At 72.3% G+C, this 19,504-nt stretch carries 18 protein-coding genes; 3 read left to right on the plus strand and 15 right to left on the minus strand.

Going from position 1 to position 19,504, the window contains the following annotated elements; translation table 11 throughout:
* Positions 1–42: 42 nt before the first annotated feature.
* From OG373_RS13030 to OG373_RS13060, 7 genes are all read right to left on the minus strand, one after another.
* The gene (locus OG373_RS13030; RefSeq protein ID WP_405438317.1) at positions 43–2,232 is read right to left on the minus strand and encodes a putative bifunctional diguanylate cyclase/phosphodiesterase; all 2,190 of its coding nucleotides are present in this window, start codon (positions 2,230–2,232) and stop codon (positions 43–45) included.
* Between the two features lie 388 nt (positions 2,233–2,620).
* Complete coding sequence (ligA, locus tag OG373_RS13035) at positions 2,621–4,822, minus strand: NAD-dependent DNA ligase LigA (protein WP_405438319.1); 2,202 nt, start codon at positions 4,820–4,822, stop codon at positions 2,621–2,623.
* Positions 4,823–4,852: 30 nt separating this feature from the next.
* Positions 4,853–5,836, minus strand: coding sequence for a methionine synthase (locus tag OG373_RS13040; protein ID WP_405438320.1), 984 nt, complete (start codon positions 5,834–5,836; stop codon positions 4,853–4,855).
* Entirely contained in the window at positions 5,833–6,522 is a 690-nt protein-coding gene (locus OG373_RS13045) for an SDR family oxidoreductase (protein ID WP_397732495.1), read from the minus strand. Before OG373_RS13045 ends, OG373_RS13040 begins: the two co-directional genes overlap by 4 nt.
* A gap of 123 nt (positions 6,523–6,645) precedes the next feature.
* Positions 6,646–7,599, minus strand: a complete 954-nt coding sequence (locus tag OG373_RS13050; RefSeq protein ID WP_405438323.1) for a hypothetical protein — start codon at positions 7,597–7,599, stop codon at positions 6,646–6,648.
* Positions 7,599–7,943 carry a DUF1330 domain-containing protein gene (locus OG373_RS13055; RefSeq protein ID WP_405438325.1) on the minus strand — a complete coding sequence of 115 codons (345 nt, stop codon included), beginning with the start codon at positions 7,941–7,943 and terminating at the stop codon, positions 7,599–7,601. The genes OG373_RS13050 and OG373_RS13055 overlap by 1 nt, the downstream gene beginning before the upstream one ends.
* Before the next feature lie 89 nt (positions 7,944–8,032).
* On the minus strand, positions 8,033–8,998 hold the full coding sequence (locus OG373_RS13060; RefSeq protein ID WP_405438327.1) for a GlxA family transcriptional regulator: 966 nt from the start codon (positions 8,996–8,998) through the stop codon (positions 8,033–8,035).
* Between the two features lie 116 nt (positions 8,999–9,114).
* Here OG373_RS13060 and OG373_RS13065 point away from each other — a divergent pair, with 116 nt between their 5' ends.
* Positions 9,115–10,038 carry an NADP-dependent oxidoreductase gene (locus OG373_RS13065; protein WP_397732501.1) on the plus strand — a complete coding sequence of 308 codons (924 nt, stop codon included), beginning with the start codon at positions 9,115–9,117 and terminating at the stop codon, positions 10,036–10,038.
* A 61-nt stretch (positions 10,039–10,099) separates the two neighbouring features.
* On the opposite strand, the gene OG373_RS13070 is transcribed toward OG373_RS13065, so the two are convergent.
* Positions 10,100–10,597 (minus strand): hypothetical protein, encoded by a 498-nt coding sequence (locus tag OG373_RS13070; RefSeq protein WP_405438329.1) that lies wholly within the window; start codon positions 10,595–10,597, stop codon positions 10,100–10,102.
* Between the two features lie 132 nt (positions 10,598–10,729).
* Here OG373_RS13070 and OG373_RS13075 point away from each other — a divergent pair, with 132 nt between their 5' ends.
* Positions 10,730–11,266: a PE-PPE domain-containing protein gene (locus tag OG373_RS13075; protein ID WP_405438330.1), complete on the plus strand. Its 537-nt coding sequence runs from the start codon at positions 10,730–10,732 to the stop codon at positions 11,264–11,266.
* A 68-nt stretch (positions 11,267–11,334) separates the two neighbouring features.
* On the opposite strand, the gene mnmA is transcribed toward OG373_RS13075, so the two are convergent.
* The gene (mnmA, locus tag OG373_RS13080; protein WP_397732507.1) at positions 11,335–12,468 is read right to left on the minus strand and encodes a tRNA 2-thiouridine(34) synthase MnmA; all 1,134 of its coding nucleotides are present in this window, start codon (positions 12,466–12,468) and stop codon (positions 11,335–11,337) included.
* A gap of 69 nt (positions 12,469–12,537) precedes the next feature.
* Between mnmA and OG373_RS13085 the strand changes: the two genes are divergently transcribed.
* A complete protein-coding gene (locus tag OG373_RS13085; protein WP_405438332.1) occupies positions 12,538–13,206 on the plus strand; it encodes an N-acetylmuramoyl-L-alanine amidase in 669 nt (222 codons plus the stop codon).
* On the opposite strand, the gene OG373_RS13090 is transcribed toward OG373_RS13085, so the two are convergent.
* From OG373_RS13090 to OG373_RS13115, 6 genes are all read right to left on the minus strand, one after another.
* The gene (locus tag OG373_RS13090; protein WP_405438334.1) at positions 13,199–14,362 is read right to left on the minus strand and encodes a cysteine desulfurase family protein; all 1,164 of its coding nucleotides are present in this window, start codon (positions 14,360–14,362) and stop codon (positions 13,199–13,201) included. The two genes, OG373_RS13085 and OG373_RS13090, sit on opposite strands and share 8 nt — an antisense overlap.
* 137 nt (positions 14,363–14,499) lie before the next feature.
* Positions 14,500–15,357 carry a thioesterase family protein gene (locus OG373_RS13095; RefSeq protein WP_405438335.1) on the minus strand — a complete coding sequence of 286 codons (858 nt, stop codon included), beginning with the start codon at positions 15,355–15,357 and terminating at the stop codon, positions 14,500–14,502.
* Positions 15,358–15,404: 47 nt separating this feature from the next.
* Entirely contained in the window at positions 15,405–16,061 is a 657-nt protein-coding gene (locus OG373_RS13100; protein WP_405438337.1) for a trimeric intracellular cation channel family protein, read from the minus strand.
* Between the two features lie 225 nt (positions 16,062–16,286).
* Positions 16,287–17,393, minus strand: a complete 1,107-nt coding sequence (locus tag OG373_RS13105) for an ABC transporter ATP-binding protein (RefSeq protein WP_397732515.1) — start codon at positions 17,391–17,393, stop codon at positions 16,287–16,289.
* Entirely contained in the window at positions 17,390–18,505 is a 1,116-nt protein-coding gene (locus tag OG373_RS13110) for an ABC transporter ATP-binding protein (protein WP_397732517.1), read from the minus strand. Before OG373_RS13110 ends, OG373_RS13105 begins: the two co-directional genes overlap by 4 nt.
* Positions 18,502–19,500 carry an ABC transporter permease gene (locus tag OG373_RS13115; protein WP_030386843.1) on the minus strand — a complete coding sequence of 333 codons (999 nt, stop codon included), beginning with the start codon at positions 19,498–19,500 and terminating at the stop codon, positions 18,502–18,504. The genes OG373_RS13110 and OG373_RS13115 overlap by 4 nt, the downstream gene beginning before the upstream one ends.
* Positions 19,501–19,504: the final 4 nt, after the last annotated feature.

Here is a 19,504-nt window from a genome sequence, read left to right on the forward strand (position 1 = left end):
ACCCGCGCCTCGATCGCCGGCGGGGCTGGATACTCCAGGGAGTCAGACGGCGTCGGCCTCCGCGGCCGCGAGCTCCGCCGTGATGTCCGCCGGGCGGCGCCAGCCGCGCTCGCCGCGGGCCAGCAGCCAGGCGGTGGCCTCCTGCGGCGGCATGGCGGCGGCGACCAGCCAGCCCTGGACCGCGTCGCAGCCCAGGTCCCGCAGCCGCTCCCAGGTCTCGTCGTCCTCCACGCCCTCCGCCACGACCAGCAGGCCCAGGGAGTGCGCCAGGTCGACCGTGCAGCGGACGATCTCCGCGTCCTGCGCGTCGACCGCCAGCCGGCCGACGAACGACCGGTCGATCTTCAGCTCGCTGACCGGCAGGCGGCGCAGGTGGACGAGCGAGGAGTAGCCGGTGCCGAAGTCGTCCAGGGACATCTTCACGCCGTGCCCGGTGAGCCCGGCCATGGTGTCGGCGGCCCGCTGGGGGTCCTCCAGCAGGACGTGCTCCGTTATCTCCAGCTGCAGCCCGCTCGCCGGGACGCCGTGGCGGGCCAGTCGTGCGGCGACCGCGCCCGCGAAGCCGGGGGTGTGGACGTCGCGCGGTGAGACGTTGACGGCCACCGGGACCTTGAGGCCCTGGGCCCGCCAGCGCGCCACCTGGGCGAGGGCGGTCTCCAGTACGTACTCCGTCAGGTGCGGCATCAGCCCGGAGGTCTCGGCGATCGCGATGAACTCGTCCGGGGAGACCCTGCCGCGTTCCGGGTGCACCCAGCGCACGAGGGCCTCGAGCCCGGCCACCTGGCCGTCGAAGCGGACCTTCGGCTGGTAGTGGAGTTCCACTTCGCCGGCGTCCAGCGCCCTGCGGAGGTCGCCGAGGAGGCCGAGGCGGTCGGGGGTGTTGCTGTCCCGCTTGGACTCGTACACCTCCACGCCCGTGCGGTCGCGCTTCGCCTGGTACATCGCCACGTCCGCGCGCCGCAGCAGTCCCTCCGCGTCGAGCGCGTGGTCGGGGAAGACGGCGAGGCCCGCGCTGGCCTCCAGGACGAGTGTGAGGCCGTCCAGATCGAGGGGGGAGCTGAGCTCCGCGACCAGGTGGCGGGCGATGCGCTGGGCGCTGGTGGTGGAGTCGGCGAAGGGGAGCAGGACGGCGAACTCGTCGCCGCCGAGCCGGGCCGCCTCCGCGTCCTCGGGCAGGGCCTGGCGCAGCCGTTCGGCGATCTGGAGCAGCAGGCGGTCGCCCGCGAGGTGCCCCAGGGTGTCGTTGACCGCCCGGAAGCGGTCCAGGTCGATCAGCACGAGAGCGGCCCGGGTGCCCGAACGTTCGGCCTCGTCCAGGGCGGACCAGGCCCGCTCCAGCAGCCACTGCCGGTTGGGCAGCCCCGTCAGTGGGTCCCGCAGCTGCTCCTCGGCGCGCGCCCGGGCGATCCACAGGGTGGAGTCCAGCGCGATCAGCGGTACGGCGAACAGCGGCAGCAGGACCGGCTGGGCTACGGCGACAACGCAGATCAGGGGCGCGATGCCGAGCAGCGCGACCGCTACTAAGGCCTGCCGGATCAGTGCGGTGCGGGCGACGGTGGGCAGGCCTCCGCCGCGCGGGGCCAGCGCGATCCAGAGCAGGACGCGGGTGGCGAGCAGGTAGGCGACGGCGACGAGGACGATCTCGGGGACCGCCTCCAGCCCCCAGAAGGTGGGCAGCCAGGGGGTCTCGACGGAGGGCACCTCGCCGAAGGCGGCGAGTACGAGGGCCCCCGCGCCGATGCCGAGGATGTCCACGGAGCCGTGCAGCAGGCCCTGCCGCCAGCGGTGCCGGCGCGCGGCCCCGACCAGGGAGACCACGGCGAGGGAGACCAGTCCGGCGGGGACCCATCCGTAGAGGATGAGCACGCCGAGGGTCAGGGCCGCGCCCGAGCCGGTGCCGCCCCACCAGCGGTCGCGGCCGAGGGCGACGAGGTGGCCGACGATGATGCCGGTGAGCAGGGCGAGGGCCCAGCCGACCGGTCCGCCGGGGAACAGCGCGTGATGACCGCTCAGCGCGGTGACGATGCCGACGGTGAGCACCACGACGGCCAGGCCCACGACGAGGAAGGGCAGCACACCGCGCCGCTCCTGCCCGCCCGCACCGGTGTCGATCGGCCGGGTCTCCGGTGTCCTGGTACCCAGAACACCGAGTCTGCCCGCCCTGCCCGCCCGCATGGACGGGAGTTCCCCGCCGAATTCAGGTGACGGGTCGGCGCTTTCGGTGGGTTTCATGCCCGTACCTCTCACAGCCGGCGATGCCGATGTCACGCGATGGCCCCGATGTCATGCCACCACGGCCGAAATCGCATTCTGCAGCCGTGCACGACAGGCGCACCCCTCAACAGTAGGACGCGCGAGGCTCCCAGGGGCAGCGGTCGGCAGTGGTTGCCCGAATGCGACCCAGCCATCCTCATCAGTACGGTATCCGCCGAACGGGTGAGTTTGGACTGGGCCCCCCTTGTCACCCATCCGATGATCCGACAGCTCACCGCCCTGCGACCAGGCTTGTACCGGCCGTTTACCACCGTTCGCCGCGCCCGGCGTGCGCCCGCCCGTACGGCCGCACGCCACGCATCCGTTCGCCTTCGCTACTCCCCCTCGGGGATTCCCCCTTCAGGTACTACTCCCCTTCACCCCCGCCGTCCACCGGGAGCGCGGCCTCACGTGCCGCGTCGGGGCCCTGCTCCAGCAGCACCGCGAACCCGGCGTCGTCGAGGATGGCGAGCTTCAACTGCACGGCCTTGTCGTACTTCGAGCCGGGGTTGTCACCGACCACGACGAAGGAGGTCTTCTTCGACACGGATCCGGTGACCTTGGCTCCACGGCTCTGCAGGGCGTCCTTCGCGCCGTCCCGGGTGTGGCTCTGCAAAGTGCCGGTGACGACGACGGTCAGCCCCTCCAGCGGCCGCGGTCCCTCCTCCTCGGCGGAACCTTCCTCCTCCATCCGGACCCCGGCCTCCCGCCACTTGCGCAGGATCTCCTGGTGCCAGCCGACGGCGAACCACTCCTTGAGGGAGGCGGCGATGATCGCGCCGACCCCCTCGGTGGCGGTCAGCTCCTCCTCGGTGGCCTGCTCGATGCGCTCGATCGAGCGGAACTCGCGGGCGAGGGCCTCGGCCGCGACCGGTCCCACGTGACGGATCGACAGGCCGTTGATGATGCGGGCGAGCGGGCGCTCCTTGGCGGCGGCGATGTGCTCCAGCATGGCCAGGGCGTTCTTCTTCGGCTCGCCCTTCTGGTTGGCGAAGACCGTGACGATCTTCTCCTCGCCCGTCTTCGGGTCCCGCTTGGGCAGCCCGCTGTCCGGGTCCAGGACGTGCGCCTTGATGGGCAGCAGCTGCTCGATGGTCAGGTCGAAGAGGTCGCCCTCGTCCAGCAGCGGCGGCCGGTCCGGCTCCAGCGGGTCGGTCAGCGCGGCCGCCGCCACCATGCCGAAGTTCTCGATGTCCAGGGACTGCCGGCCGGCCAGGTAGAAGAGCCGCTCGCGCAACTGGGCCGGGCAGGTCTGGGCGTTGGGGCACCGGACGTCGATGTCCCCCTCCTTCATCGGCCGCAGCTCCGTCCCGCACGCGGGGCAGATGGCCGGCATCACGAACTCCCGCTCGCTGCCGTCGCGCAGGTCCACCACCGGGCCGAGGATCTCGGGGATGACGTCGCCCGCCTTGCGCAGGACCACGGTGTCCCCGATGAGGACGCCCTTGGCCTTGACGACCTCCTGGTTGTGCAGGGTCGCGAACTCCACCTCGGAGCCCGCCACCTTCACCGGCTCCACCTGCGCGTACGGGGTCACGCGGCCGGTGCGGCCGACGCCGACCTTGATGTCGATCAGCTTGGTGTTGACCTCCTCGGGCGCGTACTTCCAGGCGATCGCCCAGCGGGGCGCGCGGGCCGTTGAACCGAGGCGGCCCTGGAGGGAGATCTCGTCGAGCTTGACGACCACGCCGTCGATCTCGTGCTCCACCGAGTGCCGGTTCACCCCGAAGTCCGCGATGAACTCCCGGACCTCGGCGAGGGTGGAGACCACCTTGTTGTGCTGTGCGGTCGGCAGACCCCACTCGTGCAGCAGCTCGTACGCCTGCGACTGTCGCTCGATCTCGAAGCCCTCGCGGGCGCCGATGCCGTGGACGACCATGTGCAGCGGGCGGCTCGCGGTGACCTTGGGGTCCTTCTGCCGCAGCGAACCGGCCGCCGCGTTGCGCGGGTTGGCGAAGGGCTTGCCCTCCGCCTCCACCAGACGCGCGTTGAGCTCCTGGAACTTCTCCATCGGGAAGTAGACCTCGCCGCGGATCTCCACCAGGGCCGGGATCCGGTCGCCCTTCAGCCGGTCCGGGATCTCGGCGATGGTGCGGACGTTGGGCGTGATGTCCTCACCGGTGCGGCCGTCGCCGCGGGTGGCCGCCCGGGTGAGACGGCCGTTCTCGTAGGTGAGGTTGACGGCGAGGCCGTCCACCTTGAGCTCGCACAGGTAGTGGTAGTCCGAGGTGTTCACGTCCCGGGCCACCCGCTCGGCCCAGGCCGCCAGTTCCTCGTCGTCGAAGGCGTTGTCGAGGGAGAGCATCCGCTCCCGGTGCACGACGGAGGCGAAGTCCGTCTCGTACGCCCCGGCCACCTTCTGGGTGGGCGAGTCGGGCGTACGCAGCTCCGGGTACTGCTCCTCCAGCGCCTCCAGCGAGCGCAGCAGCTTGTCGAACTCGGCGTCGCTGACGACCGGCTGGTCGTTCACGTAGTACCGGAAGCGGTGCTCCTCGATCTGCTCGGCCAGCAATGCGTGCTGCTCACGCACCGCCGCCGGTACTGCCGTGTCCTGCTGTTCGGCTGCCATGCCGTGTCCTCCCGTGGCCCGTCTCGACCGTCACTCAGGGTTGTCGGCGAGCGACCTCGCCGCCCTGACGCAATGCGCCTGCACCGCGCGGGCGTAGGCGGGTGAAGCACCCGCCAGACCGCACGACGGGGTGACCACGACGGACTCCGCCAGAGTCCCCGGGGCCAGCCCCAACCTGCGCCAAAGCTTCCTGACACCCATGACGCTACCGCCCGGGTCCGACAACGGGGCGTCGGTGCCGGGCACCACTCCGGCGAAGAGTTTCGTGCCGCCCTCGACCGCTTCCCCGATGGTGTCGTCCTCGCGCTCGGTGAGCAGCGAGAAATCGAACGAGACCCCGGTGGCACCGGCCCTGCGGAGCAGGGCGAAGGGCACCTCGGGCGCGCAGGAGTGCACGACGACGTCCCCGTCGTGGACGGCGAACACGTCGCGCAGCGCGCCCTCGACCACCTGCCGGTCGACGGCGCGGTAGGTGCGGTAGCCGCTCGCCGAGCGGACCCGGCCGAGCAGCACGGCCGTCAGGGACGGCTCGTCGAGCTGGAGCACGACGTCGGCCCCGGGGATCCGCCTGCGTACGTCGGCCAGGTGCTCGCGCAGGCCCTCGGCCAGCGATCCGGCCAGGTCCCGGCAGGCACCCGCGTCCTGGAGCAGGGACTCGCCGCCGTGCAGTTCCAGGGCGGAGGCCAGCGTCCACGGCCCGACGGCCTGGACCTTGAGCTTCCCCGTGTACCCCTGGGTGAACTCCTCCAGTGCGTCGAGGTCCTCCCCGAGCCAGGACCGGGACCGCTTCGAGTCCCGTCCCGGGCGGTCGCTGATCCGCCAGCCGCTGGGCTCGACGTGGGCGTACATGTCGACGAGCAGGCCGAGGGAACGGCCGATCATGTCCGCGCCGGGGCCCCGGGCGGGCAGCTCGGCGAGGTAGGGGAACTCCTCGAAGGACCCGGTGACGGTCTTCGCGGCCTCGCGGGCGTCGCCGCCGGGCAGCGATCCGACGCCGGTGGCTCCCGCGCTCATCGGCCCGGCCGGACGCTCAGGTCGTTGACCTCGGCGTCACGGGGCAGGTCGATGGCCATGACGATCGTGGTCGCCACGGACTCGGGGTCGATCCAGGCGGCCGGGTCGTACTCCTTGCCCTCCTGGGAGTGCACCTTGGCCTGCATGGGGCTGGCGGTGCGGCCCGGGTAGACGGAGGTGACGCGGATGCCGTGGGCCCGCTCCTCGCCGCGCAGCGAGTCGGCGAGGGCCTTCAGGCCGTGCTTGGAGGCGGCGTACGCGCTCCAGTCGGCGTGGGCGGTCAGACCGGCGCCCGAGTTCACGAAGACGACGGTGGCCCTGGAGGCCCGCAGGGTGGGCAGCAGCAGCCGGGTGACCTCCGCGGGGGCGATCAGGTTCACGTTGAGCTGCTGGTGCCAGGTCTTGGGCCGGAGCTCGCCCACCGGTCCGAGGTCGACGATCCCGGCGATGTGCAGCAGGGAGTCGATCCGCTCCGGGACGGCCTGCTTGGAGAACGCCCACGACAGCCGGTCGGGGTCGGCGAGGTCGCCGACGAGGGACGTGGCGCCGGGGTAGCGGTCGACGAGCTCGCGGGCACGGCCGGCGTCCCGGGCGAGGAGGACGAGGTCGTCGCCGCGGGCGTGCAGCCGGGCCGCGACGGCGGCGCCGATGCCGGAGCCGGCACCGGTGATCAAGTGAGTAGCCATGTCGCCCATGCTCGCAGGTCCCGCGGGCCGGGGAGGGCGAAGCCCCGGTGCCCGGCTCGGCCCCGGGACTCCCCGTCCCGGCGGTCCGTCCCCGCGCGGACGGGCCGTCCGCGCGCCGGGCGCTCAGCCGGCCGCGGCGGCCCGCCGGGAGCGTTCGACGACCGCCCGTGCCAGGGCCGCCCGCTGCGCGGTGACGGCGGGCGGGAAGCCGGTGCCGATGACCATCCGCGGGTACGCGGCGACGAGCTGTGCCCGCCGGTCGGCACGCGGTTCGGCCCAGCGCTCCAGCGCCTCGTCGCGTACGGCGTCCAGCGCGGCCGCCGGGTCGCCGGCGGACGGGGTGAACAGGCCGGGAACCGACCGGGCGTGCTCGCTCCAGCGGTCGGCCCAGAATTCCACGGTCCAGCCGGGCCAGCGTGCGGCCATCCGTCCGGCGTGGGGCACGATTCCGGTCAGCCACCAGCCGACCCTGCGGGCCCCGGGGTCGACGTGGATGCCGGCCTCGGCGCGACCTGCGTACCCGGCGTGGCCGGGGGCGCCCGAGAGCCGGTCGAGGAGCGCCGGGCCCTCGGCCACGGGATGGTCGTCGATGTGGGCGAGGACGTGGCAGCGGCCGGATCCGACCGTGACGACGGCGGCCATCGGGTCGGGATCGGCCAGTTCCTCGTCGTCGGCCTCCAGCGGCGGGCCGGGATACAGGGTGTCGCGTTCGTGCCCCGGGTCCAGGCCGAGGTGGGCGCGCAGGCCGCTCTGGCCGTCGTACACCCAGCGGAGCTCCCATCCGGGCCAGGCGGGCCCGAGCAGCCGCCACCAGGCCGCGCGGGTGCGCATGGCCACCGACGGGCCTTCCTGGGCGAAGACCAGGAGCAGTCTGCGGGCGGGGTCGATCAGGGCGCCCGCCTCGCACATGTCGTCGTCGTACCAGGGGCCTTCCTCGAGCCGGTGGCCCAGGACGAACGGCAGAACCGCCTCCGGGCCGCCGAGCAGGTCGAGATCGAGGCCGACGGCGCCGAAGGAGGAGCTCCGGCGCTCGTACCCATCGGCGCCCGCGGTCACGAAGGTGGCTCGGTTGCCCATCAGAGGCGGGCTTCGGCGCGCAGGGCGGCGGCCGTCTTCGAGGCGTCGTAGTCGGCGGGGACGCCCTCGACCAGGACGACCTCGCCCTCGATGTGGTCGGTGCGCAGCGGCAGGATGGCCCGGTAGGCGTCGGAGGCGTACCAGGCGCGGGCGCTCTCGATGTCCGGGAAGCCGATCATGACGACGGTGCCGGGGAAGGGGCCCTCCAGGACCTCGACGTCCTGGCCGTGGACGAGGAAGCGGCCGCCGAAGGGGTCCATGGTCGGCTGGATCCGCTCGATGTACCGGAGGATGTCCTCGTTCATGGTCGTGGGGCGTATGTGGGCGATGGCGTACGCGGTCATGGTCGACTCCCCTGTTGACCGGCCCGTCGGTCCGGGCCCGTTGATCCGATCGTGTCAGCGCGCGGCTCCTGCGGCGATTACCCCGCAGGTCATACCGATGCGGGCTGGAAGGTGCGCCGGTAGGCGATCGGGGAGACGCCGAGCGTGGAGCGCATGTGCTGGCGCAGCGAGTTGGCGGAGCCGAAGCCGGCCCGGTGGGCCACCAGGTCGACCGGCAGGTCGCTGGACTCCAGCAGGTGGCGGGCCAGTTCGAGCCGCTGGGCGGTGAGCCACTGCACCGGGGTCATGCCGACCTCGTCGCGGAACCGGCGGGTGAAGGTGCGCAGGCTCATCCGGGCGTGCGCGGCCAGTTCGGCGAGGGTGACCGGTTCGGCGAGGCGTTCCAGGGCCCAGGCGCGGGTGGCGGTGGTGGTGGCGACGGTGGGCTCGGGTACGGGCCGGTCGATGTACTGGGCCTGGCCTCCGTCGCGCCAGGGCGGGACCACGCAGAGCCGCGCCGCCCGGTTGGCCACGCCCGTGCCGTGGTCCTGGCGGATCAGGTAGAGGCAGAGGTCGATGCCGGCCGCCACGCCGGCCGAGGTGAGGACGTCGCCGTCGTCGACGAAGAGGACCTCCTCGTCGAGCCGGACGCGCGGGAAGCCGCGCTGGAACTCGGGCGCGTGCAGCCAGTGCGTGGTGGCGGGCCGGCCGTCGAGCAGTCCGGCGGCGGCCAGGACGTACGAGCCGGTGCACAGGGAGACCAGCCGGGTGCCGGGCCGGATCGCGGCGAGCGCGTCGGTCAGCGGCTGCGGCAGGGGGGCGCCGTGGGCCAGCTCGTCCATGGCGTGGGTGGGCGTGACGATCACGGTGTCGGCTGCGGCGAGGGCCTCGGGGCCCGCCGAGACGCCGACGGTGAAGCCCGCGTCGCTGGCCACGGGCAGGCCGTCGGCGGTGCAGACGGTCACCTCGTAGAGCGGGCCCCCGGCCTCGTCCTGGGCGTTGCCGAAGACGCGGGAGGGGATGCCGAGCTCGAACGGAGGGACCCCTTCGAGGGCGAGTACGGCGATTCGGTGCATGGCCAGATCCTGACACATGGTGGCCGTACGGCCAACACTGCAAGGGTCGGCGAGCGGAGAGAGTGAGGTCATCGGCCGGGACACCGGCACCGGAGAACCCAGCAAGGAGACATGAAATGCGCGCCGTCGTCATCAGCAAGTGGGGCGGACCCGAGGTCCTCGTCGAGACCGATGCCGAGCGTCCGGAGCCCGGTATGGGCGAGGTCCTGGTCCGCGTCCACGCCGCCGGGGTGAACCCGGTGGACTGGAAGACGCGCGAGAGCGGCGCCCTGATCCCCTGGGGCCCGGTGCCGGCGGTCGGCTGGGACGTGTCCGGCACCGTCGAGGCCGTGGGACCGGGCGTGACCTTGTACCGGGTGGGCGACGAGGTGTACGGAATGCCGCGCTTCCCGCAGCAGGCCGGTGCGTACGCCGAGTACGTGACGGGCCCCGCCCGGCACTTCGCCCCCAAGCCGGCCGCGCTGGACCACGTGGAGGCGGCGGCTCTGCCGCTGGCCGCCCTGACCGCCTGGCAGGCCCTGGTGGACACGGCCGGGGTGAGCGCCGGACAGCGGGTGCTGGTGCACGCGGCGGCCGGCGGGGTGGGTCACCTGGCGGTGCAGATCGCCAAGGCCCGCGGCGCGTACGTGATCGGCACCGCGAGCGCGGGCAAGCACGCGCTGTTGCGCGAGCTCGGCGCCGACGAGGTGATCGACTACCGCACCACGGACTTCGAGGACGCCGTCGCCGACGTGGACGTCGTGATCGACGCCATCGGCGGGGACTACACGCAGCGCTCGCTGAAGGTCCTCAAGGCCGGCGGCCACCTGGTGACCCTGCCCGGCCCCGACTCCCTCCCGGCCGACCCGCAGGGCGTGCACGCCTCCTGGGTCCTGGTGGAGCCGGACCTGGGCGGCCTGCTGGAGATCGCGGCTCTCGTCGAGCAGGGCCTGCTGAAGCCGCTGGTCGACACGGTGCTGCCGCTGGAGCAGGCCGCGAAGGCCCACGAGATCGGCGAGCAGGGCCGCACCACCGGCAAGATCGTCCTGACCGTCGCCTGAGCGGCACGGTCCGCCGCGGGACGGCCCGCCGCGGCACGTCCACCGCGGCACGGCCCGCGGATCAGGGCCCGGTCCGAGGGACAGGCCCCTGATCCGTGGGCCGTCCGCGCAGGTGGCGCTGGAGCCGGGCGTGGCGGAACTGGTAGACGGCGCCGACCTGGCGCAGCACGCCGCGCCGGTAGGCGTCCTCCAGGAAGGCGACGGTCGCCCAGGGGAGCCGGCCGGTCAGCGGCAGCCAGACGCGGGTCAGGAGCACCCACTGGCCCCAGGCGGTGAACGCCAGGGCGTAGGAGAGCGCGCCGGCCATCCCGCCCACCGCGCCGAGGGCGAGTCCGTCGGCCATCGGCCAGGTCAGGGGGCCCACGACGCCCTGGAGCAGCTCGGTCATGAGCCGGCCGCCGAAGGCGATCACCAGGGTGAGCATCGGCGCGAGGAAGAGGGCCTGGCGCACCACGATGCTGCGGTTGACGGCCAGCAGGTCCGTCGGGGTGGCGGCGCGGCCGAGGTCGATGGGGGTCTCCAGGGTGGCCACGAGCCCGAGTACGAGACCGGCGCGCACGCCGCCCCGGCGAACCACTACCACATCGAGATCGGCGGCACCGGCGCGGCCGCGGACGCGCCCGGATGCACCACGAGCTTCGACGCCGCGAACAGGAACCTGAACGGGGGCATCGCGATACCGGTCTGCTACGTGGCCAGCGGCGGCCCCTTCGTCGGGAGCCACAACGAGCAGCCGGCCCCCTTCGCGCCGAGCTTCGGCGACAGCGTGAACCAGGGCTACTGGAACGCCAAGGCCGCCCTGGAGAACGCCTACCGCGCCGACCCGACGGCACGCTTCACCATCGCCGGCTACTCCCAGGGCGCCTGGGTCGGCGATCTGCTGCTCCAGACGATCGCCGCCAACGGCACCGAGGTACCCCGCGACCGGGTCGACGGCATGCTCTACTCCGACCCGATGCAGCCCGGAACCGGTTTCTGGCGCCTGGTTCCGCAGGGGGTCCTCATCCCCTTCGTGGCCTACTCCCCCGGCACGGGGCCGGAGGACTTCCCGGGCGTCCCCGTCCAGCGTCACTGCATCAGGACCGACGGGGTCTGTGACGCGACGTCCCTGGACTCCTTCCCCGGCTTCCTGCAGCAGCACCCGCGCTACTTTCGGGAGGGCGAGATCATCGCCACCACCCTGACGCAGCACGGCGGCAGCGGCACCGTCTGGTACCCGGCGGCCTGATTCCGGACGGCGCGACGCCGCGGCCCGCACGGGGGGGGGCCGCGGCGTCATGTCGTGAGGGGCGCCGGTCAGACGGCGGCGGCGGCCCGCGTCGTGGTCGCGATGGTGGCCGAGCCGACCACGCGGGTGCCGTCGTAGAGCACGATCGCCTGGCCGGGGGCGACGCCCCGGACCGGCTCGCCGAAGGAGACCCGCAGCTCGCCGTCGACGACCTCGGCGAAGACCTCGGTCTCGCCGCCGTGGGCGCGCAGCTGGGCGGTGTAGGTGCCCGGGGCGGCGGCCACGGCTCCGCACCAGCGGGGGCGGATCGCGGTGAGGGCGGTGACGTCCAGGGCCTCGACGGGGCCGACGGTGACGGTGTTGTTCACCGGGGAGATGTCGAGGACGTAGCGCGGCTTGCCGTCGGGGGCGGGGTGGCCGATGCGCAGGCCCTTGCGCTGGCCGATGGTGAAGCCGAAGGCGCCCTCGTGGGTGCCGACCTTCTCGCCCGTCGCCTCGTCGACGATGTCCCCCTCGGCCTTGCCGAGGCGGTTCGCGAGGAAGCCCTGGGTGTCGCCGTCGGCGATGAAGCAGATGTCGTGGCTGTCGGGCTTCTTCGCGACGGCCAGGCCCCGGCGCTCGGCCTCGGCGCGGATCTCGTCCTTGGTGGTGAGGGTGTCACCGAGCGGGAAGAGGGCGTGGGCGAGCTGCTTCTCGTCGAGCACGCCGAGGACGTACGACTGGTCCTTGGCCATGTCGGAGGCGCGGTGCAGTTCGCGGGAGCCGTCCTCGTTCAGTACGACGGTCGCGTAGTGGCCGGTGCAGACGGCGTCGAAGCCGAGTGCGAGGGCCTTGTCGAGCAGCGCCGCGAACTTGATCTTCTCGTTGCAGCGCAGGCAGGGGTTCGGGGTGCGCCCGGCCTCGTACTCGGAGATGAAGTCCTCGACCACGTCCTCGCGGAAGCGCTCGGCCAGGTCCCAGACGTAGAAGGGGATGCCGATGACGTCGGCGGCCCGCCGGGCGTCGCGGGAGTCCTCGATGGTGCAGCAGCCGCGGGCGCCGGTCCGGAAGGACTGCGGGTTCGCGGACAGCGCCAGGTGTACGCCGGTCACGTCGTGCCCGGCTTCGACGGCGCGGGCGGCGGCGACGGCGGAATCCACGCCGCCGGACATGGCGGCCAGGACGCGAAGCGGGCGGTGTGTGCGCGGCAGGTTCTCAGTCATAGCACCGTCCAGAGTACGGGGGAACCGAGCGGGGTCACAGCGCGTTATCGAGTACGGGGGGTGGATCACATGACCGAGCTCGGGAACAAAAGATCGAAACCGCGGAGCCGGACCCGCAGGGCGGTGCTCTTCGGCGGGCTCGGGGTTGTCGCGGCGACGGCGGTCGCCGGCCGGGAGGAGATCGGCCGGGCCTGGTGGCTGATACCGGGAGTGGCCAAGCCGCGCAAGGAGGGCGAGCTCGACCACGTGGGCGCGAGCTGGACCTCGGCCTCGCCGGCGAACTGGCGGATGGCGGACCGGCCCGACGACTACCGGGTGGACCGGATCGTCGTCCATGTCACACAGGGCAGCTTCGAGGGCTCGGTGAAGGCCTTCCAGAACCCCTTCCACAGGGCCTCGGCGCACTACATGGTGCGCGGCGACGGCCATGTGGAGCAGCTGGTGCGCGAGATGGACGTGGCCTTCCACGCGGCGAACCGCTCGATGAACGAGCGCAGCATCGGCATCGAGCACGTCGGCTTCGTGGACCGCCCGCAGGACTTCACGGACGCGATGTACGCGGCTTCGGCGCGGCTGGCGGCCGACATCTGCCGCCGGTACGACATACCGGCGGACCGCACCCACCTCGTCGGGCACTCCGAGGTCCCGGGCGCCGACCACACGGATCCCGGCCCCCACTGGAACTGGGACCGCTACATACGCCTCGTCCGGGAGGTCCTGGCGGCAGGCCCTAGCTGAGTCCCGCCGTGCGGGCGCGTTCCACCGCCGGGCCGATCGCCGCGGCCAGTGCCGCGACATCCTCCTTGGTGGAGGTGTGGCCGAGGGAGAAGCGCAGGGTGCCGCGGGCCAGCTGCGGGTCCGTACCGGTGGCCAGCAGGACATGGCTGGGCTGGGCGACGCCCGCGGTGCAGGCGGATCCGGTGGAGCACTCGATGCCCTGGGCGTCGAGCAGGAGCAGCAGGGAGTCGCCCTCGCAGCCGGGGAAGCCGAAGTGCGCATTGGCCGGAAGCCGCTCGTCGGGGTCTCCCCCGAGGACGGCGTCGGGCACGGTCGCACGGACCGCGGCGATCAGTTCGTCGCGCAGGGCGCCGATCTCTGCGGCGAACTGCTCGCGCCGTTCGGCGGCGAGGACCGCGGCCACGGCGAAGGCGGCGACGGCCGGTACGTCGAGGGTGCCGGAGCGGACGTGCCGCTCCTGACCGCCGCCGTGCAGGACGGGTACGGGGCTCTGGTCGCGGCCGAGCAGCAGTGCTCCGATGCCGTAGGGGCCGCCGATCTTGTGGCCGCTGACGGTCATGGCGGCGAGCCCGCTGTCGCCGAAGCGGACGTCGAGCTGTCCGAAGGCCTGGACGGCGTCGGAGTGCAGCGGAATCCCGTACTCGCGGGCGATGGCGGCCAGTTCGCGGACCGGCATGACGGTCCCGATCTCGTTGTTGGCCCACATCACGGTGGCCAGGGCCACGTCGTCGGGGTTGCGCTCGACGGCCTCGCGGAAGGCCTCCGCGGGCACCCGTCCGTAGCGGTCCACAGGCAGGTACTCGACCTGTGCGCCCTCGTGCTCGGCGAGCCAGTGGACGGCGTCGAGCACGGCGTGGTGCTCCACCGGGCTGGCGATGACCCGGGTCCGGGCGGGGTCGGCGTCGCGCCGGGCCCAGTAGAGGCCCTTGACGGCGAGGTTGTCGGCCTCGGTGCCGCCGGCGGTGAAGACCACCTCGCTGGGACGGGCACCGACCGCCTCGGCGAAGGCCTCGCGGGCCTCCTCCACGGTACGGCGGGCCCGGCGGCCGGCGGCGTGCAGGGAGGAGGCGTTCCCCGTGGCGGCGAACTGCGCGGTCATCGCCGCGGCGGCCTCCGGCAGCATCGGGGTGGTGGCGGCGTGGTCGAGGTAGGCCATGATCCCCCGATTCTACGAGTCCACCGGTGGCCCCTTGCGCCGCGGGACCCCGCGACGGCCCGCGGGGCACCCCCGGGCGCCGCCGGAACGGCCGGATCCGGCGGCCGGACCCGGTGGCGGAACCCGGTGGCCGGACGTCAGGACGGGCGCAGCGCGCGGGCCAGTTGGCGGGACTGGGCGACCAGGTGGTCCGAGGAGTCCCAGACCTCGGCGTCCTCCTCCAGGAAGCCGCCGGCCAGGTTGCGGGTGGTGATGGAGACCCTGAGCGGGCCGGGAGCCGGGCGGCGGCGGACGTGGGTGGTGAGTTCCACCGTCGGGGTCCAGGCCACCAGGCCGAGGTCGAAGGCGGTCGGCGGCAGCGCGTCCACGGCCAGGAGCATGGAGAGCGGGTCGGCGTCACGGCCGTCGGACAGCTCGAACCAGGCCCGCATCTCGCCCTTGCCCGAGGGGGCACCGACGGCCCATCCGGCGGTCGCCGGGTCCAGGCGGAGCCGGAGCCGGTCCACGATGGCGGAGCTGCCGGGGATCGGGGCCGGGCCGGCCTCGGGGCCGATGCAGTCCTCGTAGGCGGGGATGGCGGGCGGCACGGCGACGGTGCGTACGTCGTCCGGCAGGGCCGTGAGGTCGCCGTAGGAGGCGAGGACGCGGATGCGTTCGATCTCGGCGCCGCTCTCGTCGTACTGGAACAGCGAGGCCTGGCCGGTGGAGAGGGTGCGGCCGACGCGGACGACCTGGGTGCGAATCACGGCGGGGCCGGGCACGGAGGAGGTCAGGTAGTGCGCGGAGACCGTGAAGGGGTCCGGGTGCGGCAGGGCCGCCGACAGGGCACGGCCGACGAGCGCCAGCAGGTAGCCGCCGTTCACGGCGGCGATGATCGTCCAGCCGGCGGAGAGTTCCGCGTCGTACACCCCGGGCTCGTCCGCGCGCGCGGTGATGGCGGTGTCGCGGTCGAACTCACTGTCGCCGATGGAGGCCTTGGCAGCTGCGTGTGACATGCAAACGACGGTACACGGGCTTACTACTAAGCGGTAGCTTTCTTTTGTTACGGCTCTTCGGCCACCGAGGACCGCCGGTTCCAGGCCAGCGGCGCCCGCCAGTGGTACCGCATGGCGAGGAGGCGCAGAACGAAGGTGGTGACGATCGCGAGGCCGGTGGTGATGGCGTTGAGGCTGTGCATGCTGATGAAGACGGCCACCATCGTGGCGCCGACCAGGGCGGGCACGGCGTACATCTCACGGTCGCGCAGCAGCGACGGCACCTCGTTCCCGAGGACGTCGCGCAGGACGCCGCCGCCGACGGCCGTGGCGACGCCGAGCGCGGCGGAGGCGGTGAGGCCGAGGCCGTACTCGTAGGCCTTGGTCGTGCCGGTCACGCAGAAGAGCCCGAGGCCGGCCGCGTCGAAGACGTTGATGGCGCGGTTGATCCGCTGGACCTCGGGGTGCAGGAAGTACACGATCCCGGCGGCGATCAGCGGGGTGACGAAGAAGCTGAGCTCACCGAAGGCCGCGGGCGGCACGGCGCCGATGACGAGATCGCGGAAGAGACCGCCGCCCAGGGCCGTGACCAGGGCGAGGACGACAATGCCGAAGACGTCGAAGTTCTTGCGGACGGCGAGCAGGGCGCCCGCGGTGGCGAAGACGAAGATGCCGGCGAGGTCCAGGGCATGCTGGATCCCGGGCGGGAAGAGATCGTGGAACACCGGGCCATTGTCACCCCTCGGCTCCCGCCGGGGTGACCGTGCGGGGGTGGGGCCTGCCCCGTGAGACCGTGCGGCGCCGTTGCCGGGGGGCGCGGCCCCGGGCCCCCGCGCCCCGAACGCCGGCGGGGTGCCGACGCCGTTGCCGGCGCCGCTGCCGGCGGGGTGCCGACGCCGTTGCTGGCGGGGTGCCGGCGGGGCCGGGATGGCGCCCCGCCGGCGTTCGCGCTACTCCGTGACCGTCGCCACCGCGTCCGCCGCGCCCGGCAGGGGCTGGTCGCCCGGGGCCTGGTCGGGGGCGTTCTCCGGGTGGTGGCAGGCCACCTGGTGGCCCGGCTTCAGGGCCAGCAGCGGCGGCTCCTGCGTCGCGCAGATCTGCGTGGCCTTCCAGCACCGGGTGTGGAAGCGGCAGCCGCTCGGCGGCGAGATCGGCGACGGCACGTCGCCCTTGAGCAGGATGCGGCCGCTCTTGGCGCCGCGCCGCCTCGGGTCGGGCACCGGCACGGCCGACATCAGGGCCGTGGTGTACGGGTGCATGGGCTCCCCGTACAGCGACTTGTTGTCGGCCAGCTCGACGATCTTGCCGAGGTACATCACCGCGATGCGGTCCGAGACGTGCCGGATGACCGACAGGTCGTGCGCGATGATCACATAGGTGAGGCCGAGCTCCTCCTGGAGGTCGTCCATCAGGTTGACCACCTGGGCCTGGATCGACACGTCCAGCGCCGAGACGGGCTCGTCCGCCACCACCAGCTTCGGCTTCAGCGCCAGGGCCCGCGCGATGCCGATGCGCTGGCGCTGGCCGCCCGAGAACTCGTGCGGGTAGCGGTTGTAGTGCTCGGGGTTGAGGCCCACGAGCGACAGCAGCCGCTGGACCTCTGCCTTGAGCCCGCCCTCCGGGGTGACGTCCTGGAGCTTGAAGGGCGCGCTGACGATGGTGCCCACCGTGTGGCGGGGGTTCAGCGAGCCGTACGGGTCCTGGAAGATCATCTGCACGTCGCGGCGCAGCGGGCGCATGCCCGCCACTCCCAGGTGCGTGATCTCCTTGCCCTCGAACTCGATGGTGCCGCTGGTCGGTTCCAGCAGCCGCGTGATCAGCCGGCCCATGGTCGACTTCCCGCAGCCGGACTCGCCGACGATGCCGAGGGTCTCACCGCGCCGGACGTCGAAGTCGATGCCGTCGACGGCCTTGACCGCGCCCACCTGGCGGCGCAGCAGCCCCTTGGTGATGGGGAAGTGCTTGGTCAGGCCGGTGACCTTGAGCAGCGGCTCGGGAGAGTCCGTGGCCTGCGCCGGAATGCCGGCGGCCGTATCCGTCTTCTTCGTGTCGGTCACAGCTTCGGCGCAATCTCTTCGGTCCAGATCCGGGTCCGCTCCTCCTGCGACATGTGGCAGGCGGACCAGTGTCGGCTGCCGCCCTGCCCCGCGTCGTCCGGCGCCGTCAGCTCGGGCCGTACCGTGCGGGTCACGTTGCCCTTGGGTACGTCGGCGTACGGGCAGCGCGGGTTGAAGGCACAGCCGCTGGGGATGTTGATGAGGCTGGGCGGCGAGCCCTTGACCGGGATCAGGCGCTCGGTCTGCTCCCGGTCGATGCGCGGCATCGAGCCGAGCAGGCCCCAGGTGTAGGGGTGCCGGGGCTCGTAGAAGACCTTCTCCGCGGTGCCCCGCTCCACGCACCGGCCGCCGTACATCACGAGGAGTTCGTCGGCCATCTCGGCGACCACGCCGAGGTCGTGCGTGATCATGATGACCGCGGAGCCGAACTCCTTCTGCAGGTCCCGGATCAGGTCGAGGATCTGGGCCTGGACGGTGACGTCCAGGGCCGTGGTCGGCTCGTCCGCGATGAGCAGTTCGGGGTTGTTGACCAGCGCCATCGCGATCATCGCGCGCTGGCGCATGCCGCCGGAGAACTCGTGCGGGTAGCTGTCGACCCGCTTGTGCGGCTCGGGGATGCCGACGCGGTCGAGGAGTTCGACGGCCCGCTTGCGGGCGGTCTTCTTGTCGACCTTGTTGTGGACCCGGTACGCCTCGGCGATCTGCTTGCCGATGGTGAAGTACGGGTGCATCGCGGACAGCGGGTCCTGGAAGATCATCGCGATCTCCCGGCCGCGCAGCCTGCGCACCTCGTCCTCGTCCGCGGAGAGCAGCTCCTTGCCGTCCAGCCAGATCTCGCCGGAGAGCCGGGCCCGCTGGCGGCCGTACTGGCCCACGCGGTGCAGACCCATGATGCCGAGCGAGGTGACCGACTTGCCGGATCCGGACTCGCCGACGATACCGAGGGTCCGGCCCTTCTCCAGCGTGAAGGAGAGTCCGTCGACCGACTTGACCAGACCGTCCTCGGTCGGGAAGTGCACCTTGAGGTCGCGGACCTCCAGGAAGGCCGTGGAGGGCGAGGAGGTGCCGGTGAACGGCTGGTTGAGGGCTCCGGTCTTGGTCGATTCGGTCATGACAGCCTCACTCGGGGGTCGATCACCGCGTACATGAGGTCAACGATGAGGTTCGCCGCGACGACGAAGAAGGCGGAGATCAGGGTGATGCCCAGGATGACCGGGAGGTCGTGCTCGCTGATGGCGCGGACGGCGCTGTAGCCGAGGCCGTGCAGCGAGAAGGTGTACTCGGTCAGGACCGCGCCGCCCATCAGGGCTCCGAGGTCCAGACCCAGGACGGTCAGGATCGGCGTCATCGTCGAGCGCATGGCGTGCTTGCCGATGACCACGGGTTCCGTCAGGCCCTTGGCGCGGGCGGTACGGATGTAGTCCTCGTTGAGGACTTCGAGCATGGTGGCCCGGGTCAGCCGCGCGTACATCGCCGCGTAGAGGAAGGCGAGCGAGACCCACGGCAGGATCATGCCGTTGAACCATCTTCCCGGGTCCTCCGCGAAGGTCGCGTCGGGCCGGCCGAACCAGCCGAGCTGGTCGGAGAAGACGGCGATCACGAGCATGCCCGTGAAGTAGATGGGGAGGGAGACGCCGGCGAGGGCGATGCCCATGGCCGAGCGGTCCAGTACGGTGCCGCGCTTGAGGGCGGAGATGACGCCGGTGGCGACACCGCCGATCACCCAGAGGACGACGGCGCCGAGGGCGAGGGACAGGGTGACCGGGAGCCAGTCCAGCAGCAGCGGCCAGACCTCCTGCTCGGTCTTGAAGGAGTAGCCGAAGCAGGGCGCGGCGCATTGCGTGACATCGGGGCCGTTGGCGTACGTGCGACCCGCCACCAGCCCGACGACGAACTTGCCGAACTGGACGAGGATCGGGTCGTCGAGACCCATCTTCTGCCGGATGCCCTCGATGGCGATGGGGTCGGACTGCTTACCGACGAAGTACAGCGCCGGATCCGTCCCGATCATCTTCGGGAAGAGGAAGAAGATTCCGAAGGTCACCAACGAGATGACCAGCAGCATGACGATGACGGAGAAGATCCGTCGGATGAAATATGCAAGCACTGCG

It is taken from the genome of Streptomyces avidinii (genome assembly GCF_045161815.1).
Classification (GTDB): Bacteria; Actinomycetota; Actinomycetes; order Streptomycetales; family Streptomycetaceae; genus Streptomyces; species Streptomyces avidinii.